Source organism: Acidimicrobiia bacterium (assembly GCA_036271555.1).
GTDB lineage: Bacteria > Actinomycetota > Acidimicrobiia > IMCC26256 > PALSA-610 > DATBAK01.
Genome location: DATBAK010000099.1, coordinates 1 through 12291 on the forward strand (window position 1 = coordinate 1; position 12291 = coordinate 12291).

The window sequence follows — 12291 nt, forward strand, 5'->3', positions numbered from 1 at the left end:
TCGTGCTCGTCGGCACGCAGAACGCGTCCGGCATCAGCAGCGCGGGCGCACCGGGCGCGTACTACCAGCCGAGCGCAGGCATGCACACCTGGTACGCGACGAAGGGCTGACCGGCGCGCACGGAGGCCCGGCCGATCACAAGGTGCCCTCGGCAGGATTCGAACCTGCGCACACGCCTCCGGAGGGCGATGCTCTATCCCCTGAGCTACGAGGGCGGGGGTTGGAGAATACCTGGGAGGAAACTCGGCGCGGCTGCTGAGATCCGTTGCGAGGTCTCGAGCGGCCGGTACCGGTCGTCGCTATCGCGCTCGACTCGGCGTCGCGGCGCGGGGAAGCCGCGCGAAGTCGAGATCAACCGGGTCCCCCGCGACTTCACCGGGCGGGTGCGACCAGTCGATTGCGGATGGCGCCGATTCCCTCGATCCAGGATTCGAGCGTCTCGCCGACCTGGAGGAATCGGGGTGGGTTCGACGTGGCGCCGATGCCGGCCGGGGTGCCCGTGAAGATGATGTCGCCCGGCAGCAGGGGCAGCACCGACGAGAGCTCGGCAACCAGGCTCGGAACCGAGAAGATGAGGTCGCTGGTGCGCGCGGCCTGCACCGTGGTCCCGTCGATCGCGCAGCCGAGCGGGAGGTCGTCGGGCGCGGCAACCTCGTCGGGTGTCACCAGCCACGGGCCCATCGGGCCGAAGCCGCGGTACGACTTGCCGAGTGAGAACTGGCCACCGGCCGCGAACTGGACGGTTCGCTCCGAGATGTCCTGCCCGACGGTGAGCCCCGCGATGTGCTCCCATCCGTCGGCCTCGGCGACCCGGTCGGCGCGCGCGCCGATGACCGCGACGAGCTCGACTTCCCAGTCGACCGTCGCGCCGGCCAGCTCGACGTCGGCGAACGGGCCGGTCAGCGACGCGGGGAACTTCGTGAACGTCGCGGGGATGTCGGGAACGGCCATGCCGGACTCCTCCGCGTGCGACCGGTAGTTGAGACCGATCGCGAACACCTGGCGGGGCGCCGGTACCGGCGTCAAGAGGTCGCGCTCGTCGTATGGGGTCGCGGCCGGGCGATCGGACGTCGCGAACCATTCGCGCAACGCGGCCCACTCGTCGTAGAGCGGCTGGACATCGGGCCCGAAGCGTCCGGCCGATGCGGTCGCGAGATCGATCGCGCCGTCGGCGGTGATCAACGCGGCGCGCCCGCCGAGGTTCGCCAGCTTCATTGCGGCATGTTGATCAGCCGATCAAAGACCTGTCAAGGTGGTGCCGTGGTGAGGTTGACGACGGCGGCGAAGAAGCCCACGAAGACGACGACGATGAAGACGAAGGCGAAGCGCGCCGCGCCGGCCGAGACCACGACGACGGTGCCGGACCGCAGCCGGCGTCCGTCGGCCGATTCGACTCGTGAACGAATCGTCGCGGCCGCGGCCGACTTGTTCGCGGAACGCTCGTTCGACGGCGCGACGACGCGCGAGATTGCGGCGCGCGCCGGTGTCGCGCAGCCGCTGCTCAACTACCACTACCGCACCAAGGACGAGCTCTGGCGCGCCGCGGTCGACTCGCTGTTCGAGTCGCTCACGAGCTCGATGGCCGCGCACGCGGAGGAGCTCCGCGACGTCGACGAGCTCACCGGCGCGAAGTTGCGCGTACGCGAGTTCGTCACGTTCTCGGCGCGTCATCCGCAACTGCACTGCATCATCACGCAGGAGTCGCGCGCCGACAGCGCGCGCATGGACTACCTCGTCGAGCGGCACGTGCGTCCGCTGTACGAGAGCACGGTCGCGTTGTTCGAACGGCTCGTGCGCGACGGCGTGGTCCCGCCGATCCCGCCCGCGCACCTGTACTACATCCTCACCGGCGCGGGGCCGACGATGTTCGTGCTCGCGCCCGAGTGCCGGCGGCTCACCGGCTTCGATCCGGAGTCGGATGCCGTGATCGAGGCGCACGCCGACGCGGTGTGCGCGCTGCTCTTCGGCCGGCCCTGATCGGCCCGGGCGTTTCCTTGACAGAACCCTGATCAAATGATCAGGATGGCGAGGTGACTGCGCTCGGCCGGCTCGATGTCCACGCCCACTACCTGCCGGAGCCCTACCGGCAGGTGCTGGAGCGCACCGGCCACACGCATCCCGACGGCATGCCGCAGATCCCCGTGTGGTCGGCGGGGGAGCACGTGGCGCTGATGGACCGGCTCGGGATCGCGACCGCGCTGCTCTCGGTCTCGTCGCCGGGCGTGCACGTCGAGGGCGATGCGGCCGCGTCCGATCTGGCGCGCGCGGTGAACGACGCGGGCCGGCGCGCGGTCGTCGATCACCCCGGTCGCTTCGGGCTCTTCGGCTCGCTTCCACTGCCCGACGTCGATGCCGCGATCGCCGAGATCGCGTACTGCTGCGACGAGCTCGACGTCGACGGTTTCGTGATGCTCACGAGCGTCGACGGGACCTACCTCGGCGACGCCGCATGGGACGCGGCGTTCGCAGAGCTCGACCGGCGCGGCGCGCGCGTCCTCATCCACCCGACCTCGCCCGTGTGTTGGGAGCGCACGTCGTTGGGCCGCCCGCGTCCGATGCTCGAGTTCCTGTTCGACACGACGCGCGCGGTCGTAAACCTCGTGCTCACCGGCACGATCGCGCGGTACCCGAACCTGCGCGTCATCGTGCCGCACGCCGGCGCGACGCTGCCGGTGATCTGCGACCGCGTCGCGGGCTTCGCGATATTGCTCGGAGTCGATCCGGCCGTCGACGTGCTGCGCGATCTCGCCTCGCTGCACTTCGATCTCGCGGGAACACCGATCCCGCGCCAGCTCGACGCGCTGCTCGCGATCACGACGCTCGAGCATCTCCACTACGGCAGCGACTACCCGTTCACGCCCGACTTCGTCGTCGCCCTGGCCGGAGAGCGCCTCGACGGTGCCGGCGACCCGCCCGGTTCGTTGAACGACGTGCTGCGCGCGAACAGCGAACGGCTCTTTCCCCGGCTCGCCGCGGCCTGACCCGAACCATCGAGAGGACACGGCGCATGGATCACCGCATCGAACTCGCGTACCTCGTGGTCGAGGTGCCGGAACCCGACGGGCTCACGCCGGTGCTCGCGGATGTCGTCGGTCTCGTGCCCGGCGAGCGCGCGGGGGACGCGTGTACGTGGCGCGACGACGATCGCGTGCACCGGCTGCTCGTGCAGCCGGGAACCGCGAACGACGCGGTCGCGATCGGCGTCGAGGCTGTCGACGCACGAGACTTCGACCGGATCGTCGAGCAGTGGCGCGCCATCGGCGTCGCGGTCGCGGACGGCACGGCTGCCGATCGCGCTGCTCGACGCGTCGAACGACTCGTGCGGGCCCGAGCGCCGTGGGGTGTCGACGTCGAGCTCGTGCTCGGGCTCGAGCACGCGCCGGCGCCGTACTCGTCGCCCCTCGTGCCCGGCGGCTTCCTGACCGAGGGCGTCGGCTTCGGCCATGTCGTGTTCGCGACGACCGCGTTCGACGAATCGATCCGCTTCGTCACCGAGGGGCTCGGATTCGTGCAGTCCGACTGGCTCGTGACCGAGCTCGCGCCCGGCATCGATCTCGAGGTCCGCTTCTTCCACTGCAACGCGCGGCACCACACGCTCGCGCTCGCCCGCGCGCCGTTCGAGCTGCCGCAAAGCCTGCATCACGTGATGTTCGAGGCGAGGTCGCGCGACGACGTCGGCGCCGCGTTCGACCGCGCCTGGGCAACCGACCTGCCGATCCCGAACGGGCTCGGAAAGCACGACAACGACGGGATGTTCAGCTTCTACCTGCAGACGCCGGCGGGCTTCCAGATCGAGTTCGGCCACGGCGCGCGCGTCGTCGACGACGGCTGGGACGACGATCGCAAGTACGACCGCATCAGTGCCTGGGGTCACCAGGCGCTGCGCCAGCCGTGAGCGGCGCGCCGGGCGCGCCCGTCGACTGCGACGTCGCGATCGTCGGGGCGGGACCGACCGGGCTCGTGCTCGCCGTGCTCCTCGGACAGCTCGGGCGATCGGCCGTCGTGCTCGAGCAGTGGCCCTCCCCGTACGCGCTGCCGCGTGCGGTCCACTTCGACCACGAAGTCGGCCGCCTGCTCCAGTCGTGCGGGATCGGCGACGAGCTGCGCGCGCTCTCGGAACCGGCGGAGGTGTACGAGTGGCGCAACGCCGCGGGCACGACGCTGCTGCGTTTCGGCCGGATCGGCACGGCCGCGTCGGGCTGGCCGTTCTCGTCGATGTTCTGCCAGCCGGAGCTCGAGGCCGCGCTCGCGACGCGCGCCGAGTCGCTACCGACCGTCGACATCCGGCGCGGCGTCGCGGTCGACGCGATCGAGCAGCACGATGACGTCGTCACCGTCGGATGCGGCACGGGCGGTGCCGTTCGAGCGCGCGCCGTCGTCGGCTGCGACGGTGCGAACTCGACGGTACGCGCGCGGCTCGAAATCGACGTCGACGACCGCGGCTTCTTCTACGACTGGCTGATCGTCGACGTCGTCCTCGACGAGCCGCGCGTGTTCGACCCGATCAACCTTCAGGTCTGTGATCCGAACCGGCCGACGACCGCAGTCTCGGGCGGGCCCGGCCGCCGCCGGTGGGAGTTCATGCGCCTGCCCGACGAGTCGATCGAAGCGCTCGACCTCGAATCCACCGCGTGGGAGCTGCTGAAGCCGTGGGACGTGCACCCGGGCAACGCGCGGATCGAGCGCCACGCGGTGTACACGTTCCAAGCGCGCGTCGCGCAGCAATGGCAGCGCGGACGCGTGTTCCTCGCGGGCGACGCCGCGCACTTGATGCCGCCCTTCGCGGGGCAGGGCCTGTGCTCCGGAGTGCGCGACGCCGCGAACCTCGCGTGGAAGCTCGATCTCGTGCTCACCGGCCGGGCCGCGCCTGAGTTGCTCGCGACCTACGAAGGCGAGCGCCGGCCCGGTGCGGTCGCGGCGATCGATCTGTCGATCGAGCTCGGCAAGGTCATCTGTGTGGCCGACCCCACGCACGCTGCGGCGCGCGACGACGCGATGGCCGCGGCGGTCACCGGCGAGGTGTCGGAGGTGCCCGGGCAACCCGCGCTCGCGGCAGGCCTCGTGCATGCCGGGTCTGCGCTCACGGGAGAGCTTCTCCCCCAGGCGAACCTCGGCGGGCGCGCGTTCGACGACGTGCACGGCGCGGGCTGGCGTCTCGTGACGATCGATCCCGCGGGGCGCGAGCTCCCGTCGGCGCTCGATGAATGGTTCGGTTCGATCGGCGGCGCGGTGATCGACATGACCGCTGCCGCGCCCGACTTCGGAGCCTGGTTGCGCGCGCACGACGCGCTCTGGGCGTTGCAGCGACCGGACTTCCACATCTACGGGACCGCGCCCGGAGTCGAGGGCGCGAGCGCGCTCGTCGCGGAGCTCCGCGCGCGCCTGACCGGCCACACCGAACCGACGGGGGAGACGAGCGACTGATGGCCACCTTTGCGAACGCGTTCGGGCCTCACGCGCCCGACGCGACGTACATCGCGCACGATCTCACCGAGCAGCGCTTCGACGCGGGCGAAGTCGAGATCAACTACGTGCGCGCGGGCGACGCGTCGAAGCCCGCGCTCCTGCTGATCCCGGGCCAGACCGAATCGTGGTGGGGCTACGAGGCCGTGCTGCCAGTGCTCGCGGAGCACTTCCAGGCGTTCGCGGTCGACCTGCGCGGCCAGGGCCGTTCGTCGCGGACCCCCGGCCGGTACACGCTCGACCTCGTGGCCGGCGATCTCGTCCGCTTCATCGACGACGTGATCGGCCGGCCGACGATCGTCGCGGGGCTCTCGTCCGGCGGGGTGATCACCGCGTGGCTCTCCGCGTACGCGAAGCCGGGCCAGGTCGTCGGCGCGTACTACGAGGATCCACCCCTGTTCGCCTCCGAGGTGCACCCCGCGGTCGGCCAGAGCATCCGCCAGGCGATCGGCCCGATCTTCGCGGTGATGGCCAAGTACCTCGGCGACCAGTGGTCGATCGGCGACTGGGACGGAATGGTCGCAGCGCTCCCCTCCGAGCTTCCGGACTGGATGGCCATGCTCGCAGGCGGACTCGGCATCGCCGTCGGTGAGCCACCGCAAACGCTCAAGGAGTACGACCCCGAATGGGGGCGCGCGTTCTGGACCGGCACCTTCTCCGAGGCGTGCGATCACGAGCGGATGCTGCGCGGCGTGAAGGTGCCGGTGCTCTTCACGCACCACTTCCGAATGATCCACGAGACATCGGGCGCGCTGATGGGCGCGAGCTCCGACCTGCAAGCGACGCGAGTGCGCGACCTCGTCACCGCGGCCGGGCAACCGTTCGAGTACGTGAGCCTGCCGGCGACGCCGCACTCCCTGCACGGTCACGACCCGCAGCTCTACGTCGACACGTTGCGCTCCTGGGTGAGCGCGCTGCCGACGGGGGGTGCGTCGTGATGGCGCACGGCCGATCGGTGCGCGCCCTCGCGGTCACGGTCGCGCTCGTTGCCGTCGCCGCGTGCGGAAGCACGAAGTCGAACGGTTCCTCCGGCAGTTCGACGACGTTCGACACGGCGGTGCTCGGCACGCCGAAACCGGCAACCGGAACGCCGATGAAGGTGGGGTTGGTCGTCGACGGAAAGACCGACGCGCTCGACAGCACGAGCGTGCTCGCAGCCGGTAAGGCCACCGTTCAATACGTCAACGGGTACCTCGGTGGCATCAACGGCCATCCGATCACGCTCGAGCCGTGTGAGACCGGCGCGACGCCGACCGGCGCGACCAACTGCGCCTCGCAGCTCGTCAACGCCAAGGTCGCCACGGTGATCGTTCCGCTCTCGTCCGAGGACGGAGTGATCGCCACGGGCCTGAAGGGCTCGGGCATCCCGTTCGTCACGTACCTCACGGCGAATCCGGCCATCGTCGCCAACCCCGACGCGTTCGTGTTGCCCAATCCGTTCGCGGCGATCGCCGCGCCCGCCGCGCTCGCCAAGGCGAGCGGCCTGAAGAAGGTCGGTCTCGTCATCATCGACGTGCCCGCGACGACCGGACCGATCAGCGCCCTCGCGAAGCCCATCTTCGCCAAGGCCGGAGTCGGGTTCGACATGATCAACATCTCGGCTCAGGTCGCGGACCCGACGCCGGAGATCCAGCAGGCGATCAACAACGGCGACGACATGTTCGTCGTCGGCGGGAGCGATTCGTTCACGGTCAGCGCCATCAAGGCGATGAAGCAGCTGGGGTTCGACGGTGAGATCGCGCTCGCGGGCGGCTCGTCGGCCACCAACGTCGCGGAGGCGCTGCCGGGTGTGCTGAAGGGCATCAAGACGGTGGCGCCGATGACATCCGATCCGTCCGATCCCGACGTCAAGCTGTACGACGCGGTGATGGCGAAGTACGCGAGCGGCGTCGATCCGGTCGCGGCCACTCCCGACGGGTTCGCGTCCGTCCTCGGGTTCGTGCGCGCGCTCGAGGGCGTGACGAGCGCTGTCGACGCGACGACGATCCACACCGCGCTCGCCTCGATGCCCCGTCCCGTCGCCCTGCCGCTCGGAAGCGGCATCACCTTCCAATGCGGCGCGAAACCCATCCCGTTCGCGCCGAGCATCTGCGGCAGCGACGTCCTCGTGGGGACGCTCGACGCCGCCGGCGTGGGCCACGATTTCGAGAAGGTGGACGTCGCGCCCTATCTCGTTCGTTGACGGACCATCTGATCTTCCTGCTGCTCGGCCTCGCGAGCGGAGCCGTCTATGCGGCGCTCGCGCTGACGCTCGTGGTGACGTATCGCAGCAGCGGCGTCGTCAACTTCGCGACGGGCTCGATGTCGTTGCTCGGCGCGTACTTGTACGCGTACCTGCGGCGAGGCGAGTTGCTCGCGCCGCTGCCGTTCCTGCCGCGGACGTTCGCGCTCGGCGCGCCACTCGGCTTCTGGCCGGCTGCGACCTTGTCGGTCGCGATCTGCGCGCTCGTCGGCCTGCTGCTCTACGGCGCCGTGTTCCGGCCCTTGCACGCGGCGCCGGCGGTCGCGAAGGCGGTCGCGTCGATCGGGCTCATGGTCGTGTTCACCGGGCTCCTCACCCTGCGGGTCGGCACCGCGGCCGAGACGGTCGCACCGATCTTGCCGTCGGGGTCGTGGCACCTCGGCGGTGTGCGCATCTCGCAGGACCGCGTCTGGTTCGCAGCGACCGTGGTCGCGATCGCGCTCGTGCTCACCGCGGTGTACCGACTCACGCGCTTCGGGTTGCTCACGCGCGCCGCCGCGGAGACGGAGAAGGGCGCGTACGTCAGCGGCATCTCGCCGGAGCGCGTCGCCGCGAGCAACTGGATGATCAGCGCGGCCGTTGCAGCCGTGTCGGGGATCCTCATCGCGCCGATCGTTCCGTTGACACCGTACGGCTACACGTTCTTCATCGTGCCCGCGCTGGCGGCGGCGGTCATCGGCCGGTTCGACCGCATGGTGCTCGCGGTCGCGGGTGGCCTCGCGATCGGCATGGCGCAGTCGGAGCTCGCGTACCTCAAGGGTCAGCTGTCGTGGCTGCCGACCTCTGGCACCGCGGAGTTGCTGCCGCTGCTCCTGATCCTCGCCGTGTTCGTCGCGTGGGCCCGGCCGCTTCCGAGCCGGGGCGTGATCATCCAGCAGACACTCGGGCGCGCACCGCGACCGCAGGCGATCGCGCGACCGACGGTGATGGCCGCCACGGTCGGTGCCGTGGCGCTCGTCGCGTTCCAAGGGCCGTGGCGGGCGGCGCTCATCACGAGCCTGATCTTCGCGATCCTCTCGCTGTCGCTCGTCGTCGTCACCGGTTACTGCGGTCAGGTGTCGCTCGCGCAGTTGACGCTCGCCGGCGTCGCCGGTTTCCTGCTCGGACCGCTGACGACCGACTGGCACCTGCCGCTCCTCGGAACGACGATCCCGTTCCCGCTCGCGCCGATCGTCGCGGCGCTCGGCGCGATGGTGCTCGGCGTGCTCGTCGGTCTCCCTGCATTGCGCATCCGCGGGCTGCCGGTCGCGGTGGTCACCCTCGCGTTCGCGGTCGCGATCGAGGCGCTGTGGTTCCGCAACCCCGATCTCGTCGGCACCGCGGGCAAGACCGTCACCGGGCCGACGGTGTTCGGCCTCGACCTCCGCGCGCGAGTCGGCGCCGACTTCCCGCGTCTGCCGTTCGGGTTCCTGGCCCTGGCCGTGCTCGTCGTGGTCGCGGTCGGTGTGGCGAAGCTCCGCCGCAGCCAACTCGGCGCCGAGATGCTTGCGGTCCGCGCCAACGAGCGTTCTGCGGCGGGCGCGGGCATCGACGTCGTGCGCGTGAAGATCGCGGCGTTTGCGATCGGCGCGTTCATCGCGGGCCTCGGCGGCGCGATGCTCGCCTACTTCCAGGGCAACGTGACGTTCGACGCGTTCACCACCGTCGTGGGTCTCGTCTTCTTCGCGACGTGCTACGTCGGCGGCATCACCCGGGTCTCCGGCGGCATCGCCGCCGGTCTCCTCGCCGCGGGCGGGCTCACGGCCACGTTCTGGGACCGCGTGCTGAACCTCGGCGACTGGTACGTGATCGCGGCGGGGCTCGGTCTGGTCGTCACCGTCATCAACCGACCCGAGGGCGCGTTCGACCCGATCTACACATGGCTCGATCGCAGGCGCGCGGCGACGTCACCTGCCGGTCCGAGCGCCCTCGTCGAGCCCCGTGCGGATCACGCGCGCGCCGCCGAGCGCGCGATCCAGGACCTCGTGCTCGAGACCGCCGATCTGCGGGTTGCGTACGGCGGCATGGTCGCGGTCGCGGGAGTCTCGCTCGCGGTGCCGCGCGGCACCGTGCTCGGACTCATCGGTCCCAACGGCGCCGGCAAGACCACGTTGGTCGACGCGCTCGGGGGCTTCACGCCGTACTCCGGAACGGTGAGGTTCGACGGCCGCGACCTCGGCGGGCTCAAGCCGCACGAGCGCGCGCGAGCGGGCATCGGTCGCACGTTCCAGAACCCGCAGTTGTACGACGACCTCTCCGTCACCGAGAACGTCGTCGTCGGTCGCGCCGGCGCCGGCGACCGCACGTCGAAGGACGTCGGCGCGGTGCTCGACCTCTTGCAGCTGAACGAGGTCGCGGGCCGGCCGGTGGGCGAGCTCTCGCAGGGTCGGCGTCAGCTCGTGTCGATCGCCCGCGCCCTCGCCGGCAACCCCGAGGTGCTGCTCCTCGACGAGCCGGCCGGAGGCCTCGACACCGCCGAGAGTCGATGGCTCGCGAGCCGGCTGCGGCGCATCTGCGACGACGGAGTGGCGATCGTGCTCATCGACCACGACATGCATTTCGTCTTCGACGTGTGTGACTCGGTCTCCGTTCTCGACTTCGGCCGGATCATCGCGCACGGCACTCCGTCGGCGATCCAAGCCGACCCGACGGTGATGGCCGCGTATCTCGGCACGACGCACGCAAACCTCGGGCCGTCGTGACGCACGTCGAGGTCGCGACCATGCGCGCCGCGCCGGCGCCGCAGCTCGTGTGCGAGGGAATCGACGCCGGCTACGGGTCGGTGCTCGTCGTGCGCGACTTCGACCTCGTCGTCGAGGCCGGCGCCGTCGTCGCCATCCTCGGTCCCAACGGAGCGGGCAAGACGACACTCCTCACGACGCTCGCCGGTCTGTATCCGGCGCGGGCAGGCTCGGTGTCGGTGTGCGGCACCCGGCTCGCGAACGGGCGGCCCCGTTCGGCCTCACGCGCCGGACTCGTGCTGGTGCCCGACGACCGGTCGCTGTTCACGAGCTTGACCGTCGACGAGAACCTCGCCGCCGCGCGCGGCCGATCCCGGACCTCGGTCGACGACGTCGTCGCCCTTTTCCCGGGGCTCGCGGCCCGGCGCGCGGTCACCGCCGGAAACCTCTCGGGTGGTGAGCAGCAGATGCTCGCGATCGCGCGCGCGTTGATCCAGGAGCCGCGCGTCCTGCTGATCGACGAGATGAGCATGGGCCTCGCGCCCGTCGTCGTCGAGCAGTTGTTGCCCGTCGTCCGCCGCATCGCCGAGGAGACGCAGGCCGCGGTCGTGCTCGTCGAGCAGCACGTCGGGCTCGCGCTCGAGATCGCGGACCGGGCGATCGTGATGAACCACGGAGACGTCGTGCTCGACCGCCCGGCGGCCGCGCTCGCCGCCGATCCGGCCCTCCTCGAAGCGACCTACTTCGGGTCGCGAGATCGGAGCTCGTGATGACCGCGACGACCGTCACGCTCACCGGCACCGGTGTGCCGCATCCGGCGCCGGGGCGCGCGGGGCCGGGCGCGCTGGTGCGTCATGGCGACATCGCGTTGCAGTTCGACGCGGGACGCGGCACGGTGCTGCGCCTCGCGGAGGCCGGTGTGCTCGGGCACCAGCTCGACGCGTTGTTCGTCACCCACGTGCACAGCGACCATCTCGTCGATCTCGCCGACGTGGTGATGACCCGCTGGCTCCAGGGCACCCTGCATCCCGCGGGCCCGTTGCCGATCGTCGCCGTCGAAGGTGCCGCAGCGCGATTCGCGCGTTGCATGCTCGACCCGTTCGTCGACGACATCGCGGTGCGCGTCGCGCACGTGCAGGATCACGCGCCCGAGCTCGATGTCCGTGCCTTTGCGCCGCCCGCGTCGCCGACCGAGGTGTGGCGCAGCGCCGACGACACGGTCGGCGTGGAGGCGGTCGGAGTGCACCACGAGCCGGTGCGCGAAGCGGTCGCGTACCGGATCACGACTCCCGCGGGCGTCGTCGTGATCTCCGGTGACACGCGCGTCTGCAACGAGGTGCGCGACCTTGCCGCGGGCGCCGACGTGCTCGTGCACGAAGCGTGTCGCGTCTCGGCCATGCAGCCGCTCACCCGAGGAACGCCGTTCGAGCACATCTTCGACTACCACGCCGACACGGTCGCGCTCGGCGCGCTCGCGGCCGCGGCCGAGGTGCGTCATCTCGTGCTCACGCATCTCATCCCGCCGCCGGCCGACCCGGCCGCGGAACAGACCTTCGCGGACGACGTACGCGAAGGTGGCTACACGGGTCTGCTCAGCGTCGGCCACGACCTCCTCACGATCGCCATCGGGTGATCGCCGAGCACCTGCCGCCCGCGCCGCCGCGGGTCACACGAAGCGCCACCCGCCCGCGATCACCGGTGCGGCGGCGACACCTCTGCCGGTGAGGTTCTCCGTCTGCGCGCCCCGGCCGTCGTCGGCGGTGATGACGTAGTGCGCGGTCGCGACGCCGCGGGCGGTCGGCGCGAACGTGACCTTCTGGTGGATCACGGCATCGGGATCGAGGGTGAGACCTTCCGACACCGGCGTCGACGTGGAGAACACGCCCGCCGGCGCCTTCGCCTTCGTGAGCGTGATCGGGATGTTGC

11 protein-coding genes and 1 tRNA gene are annotated in these 12291 nt (G+C 70.8%); 9 read left to right on the top strand and 3 right to left on the bottom strand.

Annotated features, from left to right (window positions below; all coding sequences use genetic code 11):
• Window positions 1-143 precede the first annotated feature (143 nt).
• Window positions 144-215: transfer RNA gene (locus tag VH914_21965), tRNA-Arg, on the bottom strand.
• A 157-nt stretch (window positions 216-372) separates the two neighbouring features.
• A complete protein-coding gene (locus tag VH914_21970; GenBank protein HEX4493884.1) occupies window positions 373-1215 on the bottom strand; it encodes a fumarylacetoacetate hydrolase family protein in 843 nt (280 codons plus the stop codon).
• Window positions 1216-1263: 48 nt separating this feature from the next.
• Between VH914_21970 and VH914_21975 the strand changes: the two genes are divergently transcribed.
• From VH914_21975 to VH914_22015, 9 genes are read left to right on the top strand one after another with little or no spacing between them, the layout of a single operon-like run.
• The gene (locus VH914_21975) at window positions 1264-1977 is read left to right on the top strand and encodes a TetR/AcrR family transcriptional regulator (GenBank protein HEX4493885.1); all 714 of its coding nucleotides are present in this window, start codon (window positions 1264-1266) and stop codon (window positions 1975-1977) included.
• Window positions 1978-2030: 53 nt separating this feature from the next.
• Window positions 2031-2981: an amidohydrolase family protein gene (locus VH914_21980; GenBank protein HEX4493886.1), complete on the top strand. Its 951-nt coding sequence runs from the start codon at window positions 2031-2033 to the stop codon at window positions 2979-2981.
• Between the two features lie 26 nt (window positions 2982-3007).
• Window positions 3008-3895 carry a VOC family protein gene (locus VH914_21985; protein ID HEX4493887.1) on the top strand — a complete coding sequence of 296 codons (888 nt, stop codon included), beginning with the start codon at window positions 3008-3010 and terminating at the stop codon, window positions 3893-3895.
• A complete protein-coding gene (locus tag VH914_21990) occupies window positions 3892-5424 on the top strand; it encodes a bifunctional 3-(3-hydroxy-phenyl)propionate/3-hydroxycinnamic acid hydroxylase (GenBank protein HEX4493888.1) in 1533 nt (510 codons plus the stop codon). Before VH914_21985 ends, VH914_21990 begins: the two co-directional genes overlap by 4 nt.
• Entirely contained in the window at window positions 5424-6401 is a 978-nt protein-coding gene (locus VH914_21995) for an alpha/beta hydrolase (protein ID HEX4493889.1), read from the top strand. The genes VH914_21990 and VH914_21995 overlap by 1 nt, the downstream gene beginning before the upstream one ends.
• Window positions 6401-7645 carry an ABC transporter substrate-binding protein gene (locus VH914_22000; protein ID HEX4493890.1) on the top strand — a complete coding sequence of 415 codons (1245 nt, stop codon included), beginning with the start codon at window positions 6401-6403 and terminating at the stop codon, window positions 7643-7645. Before VH914_21995 ends, VH914_22000 begins: the two co-directional genes overlap by 1 nt.
• Window positions 7642-10386 (top strand): branched-chain amino acid ABC transporter permease/ATP-binding protein, encoded by a 2745-nt coding sequence (locus tag VH914_22005; GenBank protein ID HEX4493891.1) that lies wholly within the window; start codon window positions 7642-7644, stop codon window positions 10384-10386. The genes VH914_22000 and VH914_22005 overlap by 4 nt, the downstream gene beginning before the upstream one ends.
• Window positions 10387-10406: 20 nt before the next feature.
• Window positions 10407-11135 carry an ATP-binding cassette domain-containing protein gene (locus VH914_22010; GenBank protein HEX4493892.1) on the top strand — a complete coding sequence of 243 codons (729 nt, stop codon included), beginning with the start codon at window positions 10407-10409 and terminating at the stop codon, window positions 11133-11135.
• Window positions 11135-11998, top strand: coding sequence for an MBL fold metallo-hydrolase (locus tag VH914_22015; protein ID HEX4493893.1), 864 nt, complete (start codon window positions 11135-11137; stop codon window positions 11996-11998). Before VH914_22010 ends, VH914_22015 begins: the two co-directional genes overlap by 1 nt.
• 33 nt (window positions 11999-12031) lie before the next feature.
• Here the strand turns inward: VH914_22015 and VH914_22020 are convergent.
• The coding region (locus VH914_22020) for a hypothetical protein (GenBank protein ID HEX4493894.1) at window positions 12032-12291 on the bottom strand (260 nt) is incomplete at its 5' end.

Excerpts from the sequence above, each read along its gene's own strand:
- VH914_21970 (HEX4493884.1), bottom strand. The coding sequence starts at position 1,215 with ATGAAGCTGGCGAACCTCGGCGGGCGCGCCGCGTTGATCACCGCCGAC.
- VH914_21985 (HEX4493887.1), top strand. The coding sequence starts at position 3,008 with ATGGATCACCGCATCGAACTCGCGTACCTCGTGGTCGAGGTGCCGGAA.
- VH914_21995 (HEX4493889.1), top strand. The coding sequence starts at position 5,424 with ATGGCCACCTTTGCGAACGCGTTCGGGCCTCACGCGCCCGACGCGACG.
- VH914_22000 (HEX4493890.1), top strand. The coding sequence starts at position 6,401 with ATGGCGCACGGCCGATCGGTGCGCGCCCTCGCGGTCACGGTCGCGCTC.
- VH914_22010 (HEX4493892.1), top strand. The coding sequence starts at position 10,407 with ATGCGCGCCGCGCCGGCGCCGCAGCTCGTGTGCGAGGGAATCGACGCC.
- VH914_22015 (HEX4493893.1), top strand. The coding sequence starts at position 11,135 with ATGACCGCGACGACCGTCACGCTCACCGGCACCGGTGTGCCGCATCCG.